General features: G+C 66.9%; 18 protein-coding genes. 12 read left to right on the top strand and 6 right to left on the bottom strand.

Annotated elements, in window-relative coordinates; genetic code table 11:
* The first annotated feature begins 19 nt into the window (after positions 1-19).
* Entirely contained in the window at positions 20-1,114 is a 1,095-nt protein-coding gene (locus ACVCMI_RS14440; RefSeq protein ID WP_447098357.1) for a lytic transglycosylase domain-containing protein, read from the top strand.
* A gap of 24 nt (positions 1,115-1,138) precedes the next feature.
* On the opposite strand, the gene ACVCMI_RS14435 is transcribed toward ACVCMI_RS14440, so the two are convergent.
* Positions 1,139-2,323 (bottom strand): S1C family serine protease, encoded by a 1,185-nt coding sequence (locus ACVCMI_RS14435; protein ID WP_395119773.1) that lies wholly within the window; start codon positions 2,321-2,323, stop codon positions 1,139-1,141.
* A gap of 163 nt (positions 2,324-2,486) precedes the next feature.
* Between ACVCMI_RS14435 and petA the strand changes: the two genes are divergently transcribed.
* The 5 genes from petA to ACVCMI_RS14410 all read left to right on the top strand — a co-directional run bounded on the left by petA (position 2,487) and on the right by ACVCMI_RS14410 (position 6,284).
* Positions 2,487-3,083 (top strand): ubiquinol-cytochrome c reductase iron-sulfur subunit, encoded by a 597-nt coding sequence (gene petA, locus ACVCMI_RS14430; RefSeq protein WP_136257406.1) that lies wholly within the window; start codon positions 2,487-2,489, stop codon positions 3,081-3,083.
* Positions 3,083-4,384: a cytochrome b gene (locus tag ACVCMI_RS14425; RefSeq protein ID WP_395119772.1), complete on the top strand. Its 1,302-nt coding sequence runs from the start codon at positions 3,083-3,085 to the stop codon at positions 4,382-4,384. Before petA ends, ACVCMI_RS14425 begins: the two co-directional genes overlap by 1 nt.
* A complete protein-coding gene (locus ACVCMI_RS14420) occupies positions 4,377-5,144 on the top strand; it encodes a cytochrome c1 (protein ID WP_447098358.1) in 768 nt (255 codons plus the stop codon). Before ACVCMI_RS14425 ends, ACVCMI_RS14420 begins: the two co-directional genes overlap by 8 nt.
* Positions 5,145-5,212: 68 nt before the next feature.
* Complete coding sequence (locus ACVCMI_RS14415; protein WP_395119770.1) at positions 5,213-5,851, top strand: glutathione S-transferase N-terminal domain-containing protein; 639 nt, start codon at positions 5,213-5,215, stop codon at positions 5,849-5,851.
* The gene (locus tag ACVCMI_RS14410; protein ID WP_395119769.1) at positions 5,838-6,284 is read left to right on the top strand and encodes a ClpXP protease specificity-enhancing factor; all 447 of its coding nucleotides are present in this window, start codon (positions 5,838-5,840) and stop codon (positions 6,282-6,284) included. Before ACVCMI_RS14415 ends, ACVCMI_RS14410 begins: the two co-directional genes overlap by 14 nt.
* Positions 6,285-6,315: 31 nt before the next feature.
* Here ACVCMI_RS14410 and ACVCMI_RS14405 read toward each other — a convergent pair whose 3' ends face one another.
* From ACVCMI_RS14405 to ACVCMI_RS14390, 4 genes are all read right to left on the bottom strand, one after another.
* On the bottom strand, positions 6,316-6,717 hold the full coding sequence (locus tag ACVCMI_RS14405; protein WP_395119768.1) for a DUF3301 domain-containing protein: 402 nt from the start codon (positions 6,715-6,717) through the stop codon (positions 6,316-6,318).
* A gap of 42 nt (positions 6,718-6,759) precedes the next feature.
* Entirely contained in the window at positions 6,760-7,617 is an 858-nt protein-coding gene (nadC, locus tag ACVCMI_RS14400) for a carboxylating nicotinate-nucleotide diphosphorylase (protein ID WP_447098359.1), read from the bottom strand.
* Positions 7,614-9,935, bottom strand: a complete 2,322-nt coding sequence (locus ACVCMI_RS14395) for a DUF1631 domain-containing protein (protein ID WP_395119766.1) — start codon at positions 9,933-9,935, stop codon at positions 7,614-7,616. The genes nadC and ACVCMI_RS14395 overlap by 4 nt, the downstream gene beginning before the upstream one ends.
* A gap of 116 nt (positions 9,936-10,051) precedes the next feature.
* Complete coding sequence (locus tag ACVCMI_RS14390; protein ID WP_395121223.1) at positions 10,052-10,327, bottom strand: Trm112 family protein; 276 nt, start codon at positions 10,325-10,327, stop codon at positions 10,052-10,054.
* 65 nt (positions 10,328-10,392) lie between these two features.
* On the opposite strand from ACVCMI_RS14390, the gene purE reads away from it, so the two are divergent.
* Positions 10,393-10,896 carry a 5-(carboxyamino)imidazole ribonucleotide mutase gene (gene purE, locus ACVCMI_RS14385; protein WP_395119765.1) on the top strand — a complete coding sequence of 168 codons (504 nt, stop codon included), beginning with the start codon at positions 10,393-10,395 and terminating at the stop codon, positions 10,894-10,896.
* A complete protein-coding gene (locus ACVCMI_RS14380) occupies positions 10,893-12,053 on the top strand; it encodes a 5-(carboxyamino)imidazole ribonucleotide synthase (protein ID WP_447098360.1) in 1,161 nt (386 codons plus the stop codon). The genes purE and ACVCMI_RS14380 overlap by 4 nt, the downstream gene beginning before the upstream one ends.
* 133 nt (positions 12,054-12,186) lie before the next feature.
* On the opposite strand, the gene sodB is transcribed toward ACVCMI_RS14380, so the two are convergent.
* Positions 12,187-12,765 (bottom strand): superoxide dismutase [Fe], encoded by a 579-nt coding sequence (gene sodB, locus ACVCMI_RS14375; RefSeq protein ID WP_395119763.1) that lies wholly within the window; start codon positions 12,763-12,765, stop codon positions 12,187-12,189.
* Positions 12,766-12,877: 112 nt separating this feature from the next.
* Between sodB and grxD the strand changes: the two genes are divergently transcribed.
* From grxD to ACVCMI_RS14355, 4 genes are all read left to right on the top strand, one after another.
* Positions 12,878-13,201, top strand: coding sequence for a Grx4 family monothiol glutaredoxin (grxD, locus tag ACVCMI_RS14370; RefSeq protein WP_395119762.1), 324 nt, complete (start codon positions 12,878-12,880; stop codon positions 13,199-13,201).
* Entirely contained in the window at positions 13,198-13,965 is a 768-nt protein-coding gene (locus tag ACVCMI_RS14365) for an SDR family NAD(P)-dependent oxidoreductase (protein ID WP_447098361.1), read from the top strand. The genes grxD and ACVCMI_RS14365 overlap by 4 nt, the downstream gene beginning before the upstream one ends.
* 83 nt (positions 13,966-14,048) lie before the next feature.
* On the top strand, positions 14,049-14,648 hold the full coding sequence (locus ACVCMI_RS14360; protein ID WP_395119760.1) for a YhgN family NAAT transporter: 600 nt from the start codon (positions 14,049-14,051) through the stop codon (positions 14,646-14,648).
* Between the two features lie 270 nt (positions 14,649-14,918).
* A complete protein-coding gene (locus ACVCMI_RS14355; RefSeq protein ID WP_447098362.1) occupies positions 14,919-18,164 on the top strand; it encodes a TonB-dependent receptor in 3,246 nt (1,081 codons plus the stop codon).
* The last annotated feature ends 4 nt before the right edge of the window (positions 18,165-18,168 follow it).

Below are 18,168 nucleotides of genomic sequence, written 5' to 3'. Positions count from 1 at the left end.
GCCTGTTCGCGGTTTCCCCTTGCGTTCGATCCTTGTCGGGGTCGCGCTGCTGGCTGCCTGCCTGTTGGCCACGGGGGCCCGCGCCGGCACCTTGTACCAGTGCACCGGCAGCAGCGGCGAAACCGTGTACAGCAGCGAGCGGGCGGGGTATCACGGCTGCCGCGCAATCAGCAGCTACGCCGAGCCGAAGGCGACGCGCCGGGCCGCGCCGGTCGCGCGCGCATCGTTGACCGCGGTCAGCGGCCAGGTGGTCACCACGGCGCAGAGCCTTGCGGCCGATGGCGCCCGGCCGGTGTCGCTGGCGCGCGTGCAAGGCGGCGCGCTGAGCACCGCACAGACACGCGAGACGGCGCGGGTAGAGCGCGAGTCGCTGGCCGCGGTGAGCAGTTCGGCGGTCAGCACGGCGAAGTTGCCGCTGGCGGCCAGGGCGGCCGGCACGCCGGGCCAGTGGCAGTATCGCGAAGCCCATGCCGACGCCGCGCCGGTCGCGCCCAAGGTGGCCGACGCCGGCGACCGCGTGCTGCGCGGGGCGGTCTATCGCATCGTGCGCGCCGACGGCAGCGTGGAATACACCAACCTGCGTCCCGCCGGCGGCAAGGGCCGCGCGGTGACCATGCTGTTCAGCTACATCTCCACCTGCGTGGCCTGCAACCTGCATTCGACGATCCGCTGGGATCGCGTGGCGCTGAACCTAGACGCGTATGCCGACACGATCCGCGCGGCCAGCATCGAGTACGGCGTCGACGAGGCGTTTCTGCGCGCGATCATCCATGCCGAGAGTGCGTTCAACCCGCGTGCGCTGTCGCTCAAGGGCGCCCAGGGGCTGATGCAGCTGATGCCCGGCACCGCCAGCGACATGGGCGTGCTCGATGCCTTCAATTCCGCCCAGAACATCCGCGGCGGCGCCCGCTACCTGAGCCTGTTGCTGCGCGATTTCGACGGCAGCGAGCGGCTGGCCGCAGCGGCCTACAACGCCGGGCCGGGGGCGGTGCAGCGCTACAAGGGCGTGCCGCCGTATGCGGAGACCCAGGTCTACGTGGAGCGGGTGGAAACCCTGCGCAAGCGTTACGGCGCGGCGATCCATCCGCCGCTGGCTTCGCGCGGGCCGGGCTGACGCCCGCCCGCCGCGGTGACCCGCTCAGGGCTGGCTGGAGAGACTGCCGTCCATCGGCGGGCGCTGTGCCAGCGTGACCGTGACCTGGAACGGCGTGCCGTCACGCAGGCCGGAGATCTGCACCTGGCTGCCGGGCTTGAGCGTGGCCTCGCGGCGGCGCAGGTCGGCCGGGCCCATGATGTCGTCGTTGCCGATGCGCAGCAGGATGTCTCGCGGCTTGATCCCCGCCTGCGCGGCCGGACCGCCGGAGTACACCGCGATGACCTGTGCGCCGCGCGCGGCAGCGGGCAGGCCGCTGTCCGCCGCCACCGGCACGAAGGCGTAGTCGGCACCGAGCCAGCCGCGCACCACGTGGCCGGTGGTGATCAATTGATCGAGCACCTTGGTGGCGGTGGCCACCGGGATCGCGAAACCGATGCCCTCCGCGTTGGCGGCCTGACCCTTGCCGATCAGCAGGGTATTGATGCCGACCAGCTGCCCCTGCGTGTTGACCAGCGCGCCGCCGGAGTTGCCCAGGTTGATGGCCGCATCGGTCTGGATGAAGTCCTCGGCGCTGGAACTGTTCAACTGCCGCCCGATCGCGCTGACGATGCCCATCGTCACGGTCTGGTTGAGGCCGAACGGGTTGCCGATCGCCAGCACCACGTCGCCGGGGCGCAACTGGCTGGGGTCGGCCATGTGGATCACCGGCAGGTTGCTGGCGTCGATCTTGAGCACGGCCAGGTCGGTCTCGCGGTCGGAACCGACCAGCCGCGCCTTGGCGATGCGGCCGTCGTAAAGCAGCACCTGGATATCGGCAGCGTTGGCGATCACGTGGTTGTTGGTCAGCACGTAGTCGTTGCCGCGGGCGCTGACGATCACGCCCGAGCCCAGCGTCTGCTCGCGATGCTGGTAGGTCGTCGGCTGGCCGCCGAACAGCTGCTGCAGCACCGGGTTGTCGTACATGCGCAGCGCTTGCTCGGTGACGATCTTGTTGGCATAGATGTTCACCACCGACGGTGCCGCGGCGGCCACGGCGTCGGCGTACGATACCGGCGCCGCGCCCGCCTGCTCGTGCCGGGTCGGCGCGACCGCCGCCGGAGCGAGCCCCAGGCGCGCGCGCAGGCGCTCGCCGCTGCCGGGCCAGAACAGGCCGATCACGAAGGCCAGCGCCAGTCCAAGGATGACGAAGCGGGCAATGAACAGAAGGGTGCCGGCGGCATGTTTCATGTCGGGGAGAACGTTCCGGCGAGTCGTGGCGGGGGAGGCACCGGGCAGAGTCCGGCAGGCATCCGGTTTATTGTACGGCGCGGCCCCTGACGCTACACTAACGCGATTTTTGCGGGGCCTGAAACCCCGTCCTGGCATGACCTTGCAAGTACCGGAGAGCCTGATGGCGAACGAAGTCGTCGACCACGGCCGCCGCCGATTCCTGACCGCAACCACCGCAGTGGTGGGTGGCATCGGGGTCGTCTCGGCGGCAGTGCCCTTCATCAAGTCGTGGGAGCCCAGCGCGCGGGCCAAGGCCGCCGGCGCTCCGGTTACCCAGTCGCTCAAGAAGATCGAGAAGGGCCAGCAGCTGATCGTGGCCTGGCGCAGCCTGCCGGTCTTCATCGTCAACCGCACGCCGGCCCAGCTGGCGCAGTTGCCGAAGGAAGACCCGCTGCTGGTCGATCCCAAGTCCGAGGTCGAGCAGCAGCCCAAGTACGCGCAGAACGAGACGCGCTCGATCAAGCCCGAGTGGCTGGTGATGGTCGGCATCTGCACCCACCTGGGCTGCGTGCCGGACTTCTACGGCGAGATCAAGCCCGAGCCGTTCGACCCGAACTGGAAAGGCGGCTACTACTGCCCCTGCCACCACTCGCGCTACGACATCGCGGGCCGGGTCTACAAGAACGTGCCGGCGCCGAAGAACATGCAGGTTCCGCCGTACCACTTCGTGGACGACACCACCGTGCAGATTGGCGTTGATCCGAAGGAGGCTGGCTGATGGCCAACGTATTCAGCAACATCGGCGACTGGGTCAACGAGCGCGCCCCCGGCATGATGCCGATGTACCGCGCCCACATGACCGAGTACTACGCGCCGAAGAACTTCAACCTCTGGTACTACTTCGGTTCGCTGGCTCTGCTGGTGCTGGTCAACCAGATCGTCACCGGCATCTTCCTCACCATGAACTACACCCCGAGCGCGGCGGGAGCCTTCGACTCGGTGCAGTACATCATGCGTGACGTGGAGTGGGGCTGGCTGATCCGCTACATGCACTCCACCGGCGCCTCGCTGTTCTTCGTGGTGGTGTTCCTGCACATGTTCCGCGGCCTGATGTACGGCTCGTACAAGAAGCCGCGCGAGCTGGTCTGGCTGCTCGGCATGCTGATCTTCCTGGTGCTGATGGCCGAGGCCTTCATGGGCTACGTGCTGCCGTGGGGCAACATGTCGTTCTGGGGCGCCAAGGTGATCATCTCGCTGTTCGGCACGCTGCCCTACATCGGTTCGGGGCTGGAGCAGTGGATCATGGGCGACTTCCTGCCCGGCGATGCCACGCTCAACCGCTTCTTCGCGCTGCACGTGATCGCGCTGCCGCTGGTGCTGCTGCTGCTGGTGGTGCTGCACATCGCCGCGCTGCACGAGGTTGGCTCGAACAACCCGGACGGCGTGGAGATCAAGAAGGGTCCCAAGGGCAACCGCTGGGATGCGCTCAAGCCCGCCGACGGCATCCCGTTCCATCCGTATTACACGGTGAAGGATCTGGTGGGCGTGGGCTTCTTCCTGCTGATCGCCGCGTTCATCATCTTCTTCGCGCCGACGTTCGGCGGCTGGTTCCTGGAGCATGACAACGCGATCCCGGCCAACAACCTGCTGACTCCGCCGGAGATCAAGCCGGTGTGGTACTTCACTCCGTTCTACGCGATCGTGCGCATGATTCCGTCCTTCCTCGGCTCGGCCGTGTGGGGCGTGCTGGCGATGTTCAGCGCGATCGCGGTGCTGTTCGCGATGCCCTGGCTCGATCGCGGCAAGGTCAAGTCGATCCGTTACCGCGGCACCGGCTACAAGGTGGCGCTGACGGTCTTCGTGCTGTCGTTCTTCGGGCTCGGTGCGGTCGGTGCAGGCGTCACGGCGGAGGTCATCCCGGCGTGGTTCGGCAATGTCGACCTCACGTTCTGGGAGAACCTGTTCGGACGGCTGATGACGCTGCTGTATTTCGGTTTCTTCGTTTTCCTCTGGGCCTATACCTATTTCGGCTGGGAGACGACCAAGCCGGTTCCGGATCGGGTGACCACGCATGACTAAGCTGCCAACGACGATGAAGCATTTTCTTTCCGGTATCGCGCTGGCACTCGGCCTGTTCGTCGGCACGCTGCCGGCGCACGCAGCCGAGAGCGCCAAGGTCGAGTTGATGAAGTCCGGCGCCGACGTGCGCGACCAGGCTTCGCTGCAACGCGGCGCGCGGCTGTTCTTCAACTATTGCGTCGGCTGCCACTCGCTGAAGTACGTGCGCTATTCGCGCATGGCCGAGGACCTGGGCCTGACCGAAGACGAGGTGATGAAGAACCTCAACTTCACCGGCGCCAAGTTCCAGGAGCCGGTGGTCTCGCACATGCCGGCAGCGCTGGCCGGCACGTGGTTCGGCAAGGCTCCGCCGGATCTCTCGCTGGAAGTGGATGCCAAGGGCGCCGACTGGGTCTACACCTACCTCAACACCTTCTACCTCGACCCGAAGAGCCCGATCGGCTGGAACAACACCACCTTGCCCAATGCCGCCATGCCGTTCCCGCTGTGGGAGCTGCAGGGCATGCAGACCGCGCAGATGAAGCCGGCGAAGGATGGCGAAGCCGCGGGCGTGGAGAAGCTGGTGCTGTCGCACCCGGGCAAGATGACCCCGGCGCAGTTCCAGCAGGCCACCCGTGACCTGACCAGCTTCCTGCAATACGTCTCCGAGCCGGCGGCGCTGCAACGCCACCATTACGGTATCTGGGTGCTGCTGTTCCTGGCCCTGTTCACCTTCCTGGCGGCGCTGCTCAAGAAGGAATACTGGAAAGACGTCCACTGAGCCGCAAGGCACTGCGGACGCGGCGGCCACGGGCCGCCGCGTCTGTCTCACCGATGGGGAAATCGCGCATGGTTCAAAACCCCCGCTTGCGTAACGCATTGACGCTGTACACCACGGCCGATGACATCCAGTGCCATCGTGCCCGACTGGTGCTGGCCGCCAAGGGGGTCAGCTACGAACGGGTGCTGGTGGACCACGCCCGGCCACCGCAGGACCTGCTCGATCTCAACCCGTACGGCAGCACGCCGACCCTGATCGACCGCGACCTGACGTTGTTCGATACCGCGGTGGTGTGCGAATACATCGACGAGCGCTACCCGCACCCACCGCTGATGCCGATCGACCCGCAATCGCGCGCGCGCCTGCGCGTGGCGGCCGTGCGGATCGAGAAGGACTGGTTGCCCGAGGTGGACAAGATCCGCGCAGGCGGCCGTCCGGCGGATGCGGCACGCAAGCGGTTGCGCGAACACCTGCTCTCCACGGTGCCGCTGTTCAAGGCCTCGCGGTTCTTCCTCAACCCCGAGATGAGCCTGGCCGATTGCCTGGTGGCGCCGGTGATCTGGCGGCTGCCCTGGCTCGGCGTGGATCTGGGCCGCGAGGGCAAGTCGATCGTCGATTACGGCGAGCGCCTGTTCCACAGCCAGGGTTTTGCACGCAGCATGACCGACGAGGAAAAGGCCATGCGGCCGGTCCATGAGCAAGCATGACGCCATCGCCATGAGCTCGAATCGCCCGTACCTGCTGCGGGCGATCTACGACTGGATTTCCGACAACAACCTGACCCCTTACGTGCTGGTCGATGCCGGCGTGGCCGGCGTGCGGGTGCCGCCACAGGTGATCCAGAACGGCCAGGTAGTGCTCAACCTGGCTACCCGCGCGGTGGCCAACCTCGATCTCGGCAACGAATGGATCAGCTTCCAGGCGCGTTTCTCCGGGGTCAGCCAGGCGATCCAGATTCCGGTGCAGGCCGTGCTGGCTCTGTATGCGCAGGAGAACGGCCAGGGCATGATGTTTCCGGCCGAAGGCGAGGGCGGCGACACTCCGCCGAACGAGCCGCCGCCGGACGGCCCCGCCCCTGCAGCCGATGAGGGGGGCGACAAGCCCAAGCGCGCGACGCCGCACCTGCGCGTGGTGAAGTAACCCGTTGCCGCCCCGTCGGGCGGCTGCCGTTTCAGGGCTGTCGATCGGCCCGCCGCGGACGCAATGCCACGACCTTCCCCGACGAGGCTGCAAAGCCGTCTTCGGGCGTGCTTGCGACTGCCAGCGGCTCGACCACCGGCAGGCTCAGGCCGGTCAGCGCGTCGCCGATCATCCACAGCCGGCCCGGCTCGCGATCGTGCCCGTCGATGCTGACTTCGAAACCGTAACCCCGCTCGACCCGGCGCAGGCCGTTGACCCGGCGCAGGCGCAGTGCACGCATGCCCACCGTCTCGTCCAGCAATTGCAGGCCGTGCAAATGGCACTGTTGTCGCGCGATCCGCACCGCGCGTTCGCGCGCCACGCTGAGCTTCAGCCACAGCCCCACGGCGGCGCCGAGCACCAGCAGCAGGACGAGGGCGGAGAAATCGGACATGCACCCAGTGTGTGGGCGCGCCGGCGCCCGCGCAAGCCAGGGTCAGAGCAATTGCAGGCGCAGCGAGAGGTCGATCGCGTGCACGTGTTTGGTCAGTGCGCCGACCGAGATGAAATCCACGCCGGTGCGGGCAAAGTCGCCGATGGTCTGCAGGTCGACGTTGCCGGAAATCTCCAGCGGCACGCGGCCGGCCGTGCGCGCCACGGCCTCGCGCATCTGCTCCAGCTCGAAGTTGTCGAGCATGATGCGGTCCACGCCGGCTTGCAGGGCCTGTTCGAGCTCGTCGAGGTTCTCCACTTCCACCTCCAGCGGCAGGTCGGGGTGCAGCCGGCGCGCAGCCGACACCGCCGCGGCGATGCCGCCGGCGGCGATGATGTGGTTCTCCTTGACCAGGATCGCGTCGTACAGGCCCATGCGCTGGTTGTGGCCGCCGCCGCAGCGCACGGCATATTTCTGCGCGACGCGCAGGCCGGGCACGGTCTTGCGGGTGTCGAGCACGCGCACGGCGGTGCCGGCTACCGCGGCGACATGGCGAGCGGTGGTAGTGGCGGTGGCCGAGAGCAGTTGCAGGAAGTTGAGCGCCGTACGTTCGGCGGTAACCAGCGAGCGGGCGTGTCCGGACAGGCTGCAGAGCAGCGTGCCGGGGGCGACCTGGTCGCCGTCGCTTACCCGCCAGTCGATCTGCACCGAAGGGTCCAGCCGCCGGAAGCAGGCGTCGAACCAGGCGCTGCCGGCAATCACGGCGGCGTCGCGGCAGGTGAGCCGGGCCTGCGCCCGCGCATCGGCCGGGAGCAGGGCGGCGGTGGCATCGCCCTGGCCGAGATCCTCGGTCAGGGCGCGTTCGACATCAGCGGCGATCTGGGCGGCAGCGGGCGGTGCGAAACGGGGCGTGGCGGTCATTCGGTGTCCGTGGGAGCGGTGCCGCTGGCGGGCGTGTCGTCGCCGGCCTGGCTGAGCTTGCCGACGATCGCGGTCATCGCGCGATCGAACAGTGCGTTGGCTGCCAGCACGCGCGCCTTGCCGTCCGCAAACAGGCCGGCCAGCTCGCGCGGGGCGTAATCGGCGACCTTCAGGCCGCGACGGTTGACGAACAGGTAGCGGCCGCTCATCGGGCTGATCCACGACAGCTTGGCGCGTGCCGGAGCCTCGTCGTCGAGCGTGAACTCCAGCCAGTTGCCCGGTTGCAGCGCCTGCACCTGGTACCACTCCGGGCTGTCCGGCGGCACCTCGGCCAGCTCTTCCTCTTCTTCCAGGATGTCCGCGGGTGCCGTCTGGCGGTCGATGACCGGCTGGATGCTGTCCGGGATCGCCAGCATCGCGACGTCCTCCTCGGCTGCGGCGGCGACGTCCGGCGTTTCCGACGCGGTCGTTTCGCCCAGCTGCTGGCGATAGTAGGCGTGCAGCTGGCCCAGCAGGCGTTCGACGTCCTGTTCCTGGAAAGCGACGTTGGCCAGGCCCTGGCGCAGCGCTCGTTCGATACCCGGCAGCATCTGCCGCAGGGCCTGTCGGCTGGTGGTGTCGTTGGCCGGCCGGGTGCTGGCGATGAACTCGTCGATGAAGCGCAAGGCGGTCTTGAACTCGGGCGAGTCCTCGCCCTGGCGCAGCAGGGTCAGCACCAGGTGGTTGGCCCAGGCACGCGCCAGCACGCCGTGGATCAGCGGTGGCAGCTTCTGGCTGCCGATGCGCTCGAGGATCTCGCGGGCGGCGCGGCGGCGTGCCTGTTCCAGCTTCTCGCGGCCACGCGCGGATTCGGCCACGCGCTGCTCGGCCAGCTCGGAGCGCCGCTTGTTGACGTCCTGGAACTGCTGCAGGTCGGTCAACAGGCGCTCGAAGATGCCCATGTCGTCGTCGAAATCGTGCAGCAGTTGGTCGACGATCGACTTCACCTTCTCGTGCAGGCGATGGTCGCGGTCGGACTCCTCCGACCAGCTCTTGGCCTGTTCGGCCAGGCTGTCCAGCAACCGGCGTGCCGGGTGCTGGCGGTGCGAGAACATCTTGCGGTCGAGGATCGCCGCCTTGAGATAGGGAATCTGCAGCCGCGCCAGCATCACCTGCATCGCTGCGGGCAGGTTGCGGTCCTCAAGGATGAACTCGAACAGCATGCCGACCAGGTCGATCGTGTCCTCGTCCATGCTGGCCACATGGCTGGGTCGTTCGCCGCGCAGGGCACCGATCTGGGCCAGCAGCTGGGTCTTCAGCTGCAGGACTTCGCGGCTGAGCGCGCCGGCGTCGTCGGATTCGTCGTAGTTGACCGGTCCGCTGTTGCTGATCTGGCTCTGCAGCACGCTGAGTGCGCCGAGCAGTTCGTTGACCGACGGCAGCGAACCCCCGGCCGCCGCCGTGCCGCCCCCGCTGGCCATGCGGCCACCGCCGGCGTTGCCGCGGCGTGCACTGAACAGCGCGTGCAGGGTATGCAGCAGGTCGTCGGAGATCTCGGTGCCGTCGTCCATGGCAGCCGCCGCCGTGGCCGCGGCTCCCGCCGGGGTGCCGCTGCCACCCTTGGCCTGACCGCCGCGCAGCAGGCCGTGGCGCAGCTGCGGCAACACGCCGGCGCGGACCAGCTCCGTGTTGATCTCCTGGTACAGCTCCTCCAGCAGCGACAGCACGTAGCGATCGAACAGCTTGTAGATGATCAGCTTGACGCGCATGTCTGCGCTGAGTTCCTGCAGCGCTTCGCGGAACGCCTGGGACAGCGTGGCCGGCGCCACCGGGTTGCTGGTGTCCTCGATCTTGTAGCCGCCGCAGATCACCGACAGGCGCTGGTTGACCGCGAACAGGTCACGCGCCAGGCGCGCGTCGTTCTTGCTGATCATGCTGGTGATCGCCAGCGATTCTTCCAGGTCGCTTTCGGCCACGAGGGTCAGTTCGGCGGTGCCGAGCGAGGATGGCCCCGCCGGTGCGGTGGCCTTGCCCGGGTGCGCCAGATCGCCGAGCTTGCGCGCGATGGCGTTGAGGAAGTTGCGCTCGATGCCGGGGCGACGCTTGCGCACCTCGCGCATGCCGTCGAAGTAGTGCATCTGCGCCGCGTTGTTCTCGGCCTTCTCGGCGAGGTCGAACAGGGCGTCGTCGACCTGCTCGAAGGCATTGCCCACCCACTGCTGCAGGCGCTTGTTGGCGATGCTGCGCACGGCATTGAGCAACTCGCCCACGCGCTCGCTGGACGGGTCCAGGCGCTGATTCAAGTTGACTACGCGGGTTGGCTCATTGGCCTCGTTCATCGCCCTGTTCCCCTGACCTGTAGCACGCACGGCCGGACCCTGCAGGCTTGCGCAGAGGCCGACAATAAGCCAATTCGCGCACGCCTGTCATGCCCATTCCCGCCCGCCACGACGCGCTAGCCCTGGCCGGTGGGGAAATCGGCCAGTTGCAAGGTGCCGATGCCTTCCTCCGGCAGCATCACCGGAATGCCGTCCTCGATGCGGTAAATGACCTTGCGGTCGGTGGTGATCAGCGCCTCGGCCACCCGCTCGCGCACCGGCACGCCGGCCACCGTGTCGACCTTGCCCGCGGCGATGGCCTCGTTCAGCGCCTCCAGTTGCGGGCGCGTCACCGATCGCAGCGGGGTCTTGCTGACGGGGCAGCACAGGATGTCGAGCAGGCGCTTGTCCATCATCGGGGTTCGGGTGTGTCGGGCCGGGAAAGCCCGTACAATAACGGTTTTTGGACACTCCGGCCATGACAGCAGCCACAGAAACACCACGCGTGGGCGTGGTGATGGGTTCGCATTCGGATTGGGAAACCATGCAGCACGCCGCCGACGTGCTGACCGAGCTGGGTGTGGCACACGAGGTTCGCGTGGTCTCGGCCCACCGTACGCCGGATCTGCTGTTCAGCTACGCCGAACAAGCGGCCGGGCGGGGCATCCAGGTCGTCGTTGCCGGCGCCGGTGGCGCCGCCCACCTGCCGGGCATGCTGGCAGCCAAGACCCGCCTGCCGGTGTTCGGCGTGCCGGTCCAGTCGAAGGCACTCAACGGCATGGACTCGCTGCTGTCGATCGCGCAGATGCCGGCAGGGGTTCCGGTCGGTACGCTGGCGATCGGACGTGCCGGGGCGGTCAATGCCGCCTTGCTGGCCGCCGCTGTGCTGGCCCTGCACGATCACGCGCTGGCCGATGCGCTGGATCAATGGCGCGCGCGCCAGACGCGAGCCGTGCTCGCCCAGCCGGACCCGCGGGCATGAGCGACCGCAAGCAGCCGGTGGTGGGCATCCTCGGCGGCGGGCAACTCGCCCGCATGCTGGCCGTGGCCGCCGCGCCGCTGGGCGCGAACTGCCTGGTCGTGGATGGCTCCGCCGATGCGTGCGCCGGCCAGGTGGCGCCGCTGGTGGTGGCCGGTTGGGACGATCGCGCCGCGCTGGAGGCGTTCGCCCGTCGGGTGGACGTGGTCACCTTCGATTTCGAGAACGTGCCGGCCGATACCGCGCACTGGCTGGCCGAACGGGTCGCCGTGCACCCGGCGCCCGAGGCGCTGGCGGTGGCGCAGGACCGGCTGGCCGAGAAAAACCTGTTCCGCGCCTGCGGCCTGCCCACCACCGAATTCATGGCGGTCGACACCCGCGAGCAGCTGGATCAGGCGCTGGCCGCGGTCGGCGCCCCGGCCATCCTCAAGACGCGTCGCCTGGGTTACGACGGCAAGGGCCAGTTCCGGCTGGCCACGGCGGCCGACGCGGATGCGGCCTGGGCGGCGCTGGGTGCCCAGGCGGCCACGCTGGGGCTGATCCTGGAAGCCTTCGTGCCGTTCGAGCGCGAGCTGTCGGTGATCGCCGTGCGCGGGCGCGACGGCGAGTTCCGCACCTGGCCGCTGACCGGCAACTGGCACGTCGACGGCGTGTTGTCGATGAGCCTCGCACCGGCGCCGGACCTCGGCCCGCTACAGCAGCGCGCCAGCGAGCACGCGCGCATCCTGGCCGAACGCCTGGGCTACGTCGGCGTGTTCGCGCTGGAACTGTTCGTGCGCGACGGCGAATTGCTCGGCAACGAAATGGCCCCGCGCGTGCACAACTCCGGCCATTGGACGATCGAGGGCGCGCATGCCAGCCAGTTCGAGAACCACGTGCGCGCCGTGCTCGGCCTGCCGCTGGGAGACACCAACGTGCGCGGCATGGCGGCCATGTTCAACTGGATCGGCGAGTTGCCCGATGCCGCGCCGGTGCTGCGCGGCGTGGATGCCCACTGGCACGACTACGGCAAGCAGGCGCGGCAGGGGCGCAAGGTCGGTCATGCCACCGTGTGCGCGCCCGATGCCGCCACGCTGGCGTCACGCTTGCGCGACGTCGCGCAGGCGCTGGGGCGCGAGGCGCAGGTGGCGCCCGTGTTGCGTGCGCTGACGGGCCGGTAGGATCGCACCCCCGTCTGTGCGCGAGCCTTTCGTCACGTGACCCGGAACCATCGCGCACAGGGTGCGCTCGTGCAAAAGCGGGCATGAAAAAGGCGGCGCCATTGGCGCCGCCTTTTTCCGGTGAGCCGTGGGATCAGGCCAGGTTCTTCGCCGCGAAATCCCAGTTGACCAGGTTCCAGAACGCCTCCAGATACTTCGGGCGCGCGTTGCGGTAGTCGATGTAGTAGGCGTGCTCCCACACGTCGGCGGTGAGCAGCGGCTTGTCGCTGCCGGTGATCGGCGTACCGGCGTTGGACGTGTTCACGATGCCGAGCGAGCCATCCGGGCGCTGCACCAGCCAGGTCCAGCCGGAGCCGAAGTTGCCGGCGGCGGATTTGCTGAACTCCTCCTTGAACTTGGCCACCGAGCCGAACGCCTTGTTGATCGCGTCGGCGAGCTTGCCGGTGGGTTCGCCGCCACCGTTCGGGCTCATCGAGTTCCAGTAGAAGGTGTGGTTCCAGGTCTGCGCGGCGTTGTTGAAGATGCCGCCGGAGGACTTGCGGATGATGTCCTCGAGTTTCGCGTCGGCGAACTCGGTGCCTTCGATCTGCTTGTTGAGGTTGGTCACATAGGCCTGGTGGTGCTTGCCGTAGTGGTACTCGAGCGTCTCGGCGGAGACGTGCGGCTCCAATGCATTCTTTTCGTACGGAAGCGGGGGAAGTTCGATGGCCATGAGCGACTCCTTGGGATGTTGCTGAGGGAGAAAATGTCGGCGCAACAGGTGGCGGCCGACGGGCGGCTGATACAATAGCGGCTTGCCTGCATTGTAAAGATGAAACACCACCATGGACATCAACGAGCCAATCAAGGCGATGCTGGCCGAGCATCCCATCGTGCTTTTCATGAAAGGCACGCCGCAATATCCCATGTGCGGTTTTTCAAGTCGCGCGGCGCAGGCGCTGACTCGGGCAGGAGCGACATTCCACGCAGTCAACGTGCTGGCCGACCCGCAAGTGCGCGCCGCGCTGCCGCACTTCGCGAACTGGCCGACGTTCCCGCAACTGTTCATCAACGGCGAGTTGATCGGCGGCTGCGACATCATCGAGGAGCTGATGTCCTCCGGCGAACTCGCGCGCATGGCCAGCGACGTGGCGGGGGCCGCCTCTTGAGCGGCTTGCCCGTGGCGCGCCTGCCGGCCGATTGGCAGCCCGAGGCCGGCAGCCTCGCCGGTCGCGTGATCCTGGTCACCGGCGCCTATGGCGGGCTCGGCAGCGCGGTGGTGCGCGCGGCCACGCTGGCCGGCGCCACCGTGGTCATCACCGGCAAGCGCAAGCGGCAGCTGGAGAAGCTTTACGACGCGATGGGCGAGGAGGGCCTGGCCGAGCCGGTGATCCATCCGCTGGACATGGAAGTGGCCACGCCGCGCGAGTACGCCGCACTGGCCGAGGGCTTGCAGCGCGACCTCGGCCGTCTCGACGGCATCGTGCATTGCGCGGCCAGTTTCGCCGGGCTCACGCCGATTTCCATGCAGCGACCGGACGACTGGCTGCGCGCGATGCACGTCAACGTCAACGCGCCGTTCGCCCTGACCCAGGCTTGCATGCCACTGCTGACCGAGGCTGCCGACAGCGCCGTGGTGTTCGTGCTGGACAGCCCTGACCTGCTGCGACGTGCACACTGGGGCGGTTACGGCGTGTCCAAGGCCGCGCTGGAGCGGTTGGCGGCGATCCTGCACGAGGAAACCGACGAGACTTCGCTGCGCGTGCACGCGCTGCTGCCCGCGCCGATGCGCACGGCGTTGCGCCGGCTGGCCTATTTCGGCGACGACATCATGCAGCAGCCCACGCCGGACGCCACTGCCGATGCGGCCATCTATCTGCTCGGCCCGCAGGCGCGGGCGGCACGCGGCGCGGTGCTGGACCTTCGCTCGTAGAGCTCGCGGGCAGGCTCCCGCCGCGCATCCACGATCGGGGCACGTCGCAAACCTGACTGCAGGGAGTCGAAATGGAAGCGCAAATGACCACGTTGTCGGCGGGCATCATGTTGTTCCTGATCATGGACCCGCTGGGCAACATTCCGATCTTCCTCAGCCTGCTCAAGGACGTGCCGCCGCGGCGCCGGCGCCGGGTGATGGTGCGCGAGCTGCTGATCGCGCTCGGCGTGCTGCTGGTGTTCCTGTTCGGCGGCCAGCAGTTCCTGCACCTGATGCAGCTCAAGCCCGACTCGATCAGCGTCGCCGGCGGCATCGTGCTGTTCCTGATCGGCATCCGCATGGTGTTCCCGCCGGCCGACGGCAGCGGCATCTTCGGCAAGCCGGGGCAGGGCGAGCCCTTCATCGTGCCCATGGCGATCCCCGGCGTGGCCGGGCCCTCGGCGATGGCCGCGCTGCTGCTGCTCACCAACACCCAGCCCGGGCGCACCGCGGATTGGGTGCTCGCGCTGCTGCTGGCGTGGCTGGCCACGGCGATCATCCTGCTCAGCTCGACCTACCTGTTCCGCTGGCTGGGCGAGAGCGTGCTGACCGCGCTGGAGCGCGTGATGGGCATGCTGCTGATCGCCTTGTCGGTACAGATGTTCATGTCCGGCGTGGCCTCGTTCCTGCGTTCGATGCCCTGAAAACCATGCCCCGCGGGGGCGGTTGGCCGTCGCCGGGGTGACGTGCCACTGGCATGAAAGTGTCATACAATGCCGTTAAAATTCTTTTAACAATTGGTTGGCAGAGGGAGACAGCTGCCAGCCGCCCGCATCGGTCCCGCGCGGACCGCTGCCGGGAGCCAAGCAGGACCATCAAACGCTTCGCCACCATGCCTGGGCCATCCCGGGTCGCGGCATGTTTGATTCCGTACATACTTTTCTTTTGTCGTTGACTCGAGGGACGAACAAGACATGAACAGCCGAATTCGCACCAAATTGCTGCCGTTTGCGATTGCTGCGTTGCTTGCGGGCGCGCCGGCCGCCGCCCAGAACGTGACCTCCTCCGGCGCGACGGGACGAATCGTCGACGCCAGCGGCCAGCCGGTGGCCGGAGCCACCGTGCAGATCGTGCATGAGCCGTCAGGCACCACCAAGACGGTCACCACCGACGCCGACGGCCGCTACACCGCGCAGGGCCTGCGCGTGGGCGGCCCGTTCGACATCACCGTGTCCAAGACGGGCATGGGGCAGGCGGAAAAGAACAACGTCTACCTGCAACTGGGCCAGGTATCCTCGATCAACGTGCAGATGAGCACATCCGGGGTTCAGGCCAAGGACCTCAGCGCGGTCACGGTCACCACCTCGGCGCTCAGCCAGATTTTCTCGGCGGACAACAAGGGCCTGTCGATGAACGTCTCGCAGCGCGAGCTGGAGACGACGCCGCAGGGCAACCGTTCGATCGACGACATCGCGCGCCTCGACCCGCGCATCAACGTGACCGACCAGGGTGACGGTTCGATCTCGATGGCCGGCCTGCCGAACCGCTTCAACAACATCAGCGTCGACGGCATTTCCCAGGGCGACCCCTACGGCCTCAACGCCAATGGCCTGCCGTACCAGGGTTCGCCGATCTCGGTCGACACGATCGGCGAGTACAACATCTCCACCGCCAATTTCGACGTCACCTCCGACACGGTCGGTGCCGACATCAATGCGGTCACCAAGTCGGGCACCAACGAGTTTCACGGCTCGGTGTATTACGCCTATCGCAATGCCAACAAGATGGTCGGCAATGCCGGCTGGCTGGACAACGGCGACCGCGGTTACGACTACACCGGCTACCAGCGCGACTGGACCGGCGGCGTCACCGTGGGCGGCCCGATCATCAAGGACAAGCTGTTCTTCTTCTTCTCGGCCGAGCAGGAAAAGACCACCGGCATCGGCGCGGACTCGTCCAACGGCCTGGACCCGTCGCTGACCGGCGCGTCCACCTCCAACAAGATCTCGCCCAGCGACCTGCAGCAGGTGATCGATACCGCCAAGGCGCTTGGCCTGCAGCCGGGCAGCCTGGGTGGCGGTGCGGTCGGTCTGACCGACAAGCGCTACCTCGGCAAGATCGACTGGAACATCAACAACGACCATCGTGCCAGCTTCACCTACCAGTACACCAAGGAGAACCAGCCCATCGTGCAGGGCAACAGCTCCAAGGAAGTGGGCCTGGACAGCTACTGGTACAGCAAGGACAGCCTGACCAAGAACGCCGCGCTGCAGTTCTACGATGACTGGAGCGAGAACTTCTCGACCGAAGCCAAGATCAGCTACCAGACGTTCGAACAGCTGGCCGGCAACGCGATCAACCAGCCGCAGGTGAAGGTCTACCTGAGCAACGACAACAAGGGGCCGTCGGTCAACCTGGGCGAGGATCAGTACCGCCACGAGAATGCCATCAACACCAAGAAGTGGTCGGCCTTCATCGCCGGCACCTATTTCCTTGGCGACCACACCATCAAGGGCGGCATCGACTTCCAGCGCGACCAGATCTACAACCTGTTCGGCCGCACCGAGCACGGCAATTACACGTTCTACGGGCTGACCAATTTCGCGAACCGCGACTACGCCTCGTACTACTTGTACCAGCCGGCGCAGGGCTACACCCTCAACGATGTGGCGGCACAGTGGGTGTACAGCCAGTACAGCCCGTTCATCCAGGACACCTGGCAGGTCAACAACAACCTGTCGGTGACCTACGGCCTGCGCATGAACATCCCGCAGTCCGACCATGCCCCGTTCTACAACGCCGCCTTCCAGCAGTCGTTCGGTTACCCGAACAACAGCAGCCTGGGCAGCAAGAACAAGGTGGTCGAGCCGCGCTTCGCGTTCAACTACGCGTTCAACACCGAGCGCATGATGCAGTTGCGCGGCGGCATCGGCCTGTTCCAGACCACGCCGCCCACGGTATGGATGACCAACCCCTACCAGAACAACGGCCTTACCGTGGCCAGCTATTCGTCGTTCGATCCGGCGGATGCGGCGTTCAGCCCGGACCCGTATCACCAGAACATTCCGAGTACGCTAGTCCCATCGGGGATTGTCGACACGATCGACCCCGACTTCAAGCTGCCCAGCGTGTGGAAGACCACCCTGGCATTCGATGCCGAATTGCCGTGGTGGGGTCTGATCAGCTCGGTGGAGTTGCAGCATATCCAGGCCGACAACGCGATCTTCTACAAGGCCATCAACATCGGCGCGCCGACCGGCACGTTGCCCGATGGCCGCTTCCAGTACTGGAAGACGCCGGGCGAGAACGGCAGCATCAAAGGTGCGGACAAGGATGCGGCGGCCAATCGCGACCGGGCGTTCGACCAGCAGTCCACGCTGCTCACCAACACCGGCAAGGGCAAGTCCGACAGCCTGACCCTGGCGCTGGCCAAGCCCTTCTCGGAAAGCTGGTTCGGTAACGTGAGCCTTACCTTCAGCCATGCCACCGAGGTCAACCCGGGCAACAGCTCGCAGGCGTTCTCCGGCTACAAGTACGTGGTGCGCGAAAACGTCAATGACGAAGTCGCCGCCACCGCCGACCGCAACATCCCGCGGGCGCTCAAGGCGTCGCTGACCTGGCAGCATGCGTTCTTCGGCAACTACAAGACCAGCGTGTCGGCGTTCTACAGCGGCCACAGCGGCCTGCCGTACAGCTGGATCTTCTCCGGCGACGTCAACGGCGACGGCATCACCTATCAGGACCCGATCTACATCCCGACGGTGAACGACCCCAAGGTCAGCTACGGCAGCGCATCGCCCGAACTGATCCAGCAGTTCCAGGACTACATTGCGGGCAACAAGTACCTGAGCCGTCACCGGGGCCAGATCGCCGGCCGCAACACCGATCATTACGGTTGGGTCAATCAGCTCGACATGAGCTTCTCGCAGGAAGTCCCGGGCATCTTCAAGGGCAACAAGGGCGTCGTGCGTCTGGACGTCTACAACTTCCTCAACCTGCTCGACAGCGACTGGGGCCAGACCGTCAACGGCCAGTTCAACACGCGCACGCTGGCCGGATCCAACGGCGTGAATGCGCAAGGCCAGTACATCTACTACCTGCCCACCGACCAGAACGGCAATTACCAGCCGCAGCAGCTGATCCGCTACGACGCCGGTTCCAACCCGACCCGCGTGGTGTCGCGCTGGTCGGCCATGCTGACGTTGCGCTACACGTTCTGATCGC

The sequence above is a fragment of the Rhodanobacter sp. UC4448_H15 genome, assembly GCF_052978265.1.
The sequence above is the reverse complement of the archived record's forward strand: the minus strand, read 5'-3'. Positions and strand labels throughout refer to the sequence as shown.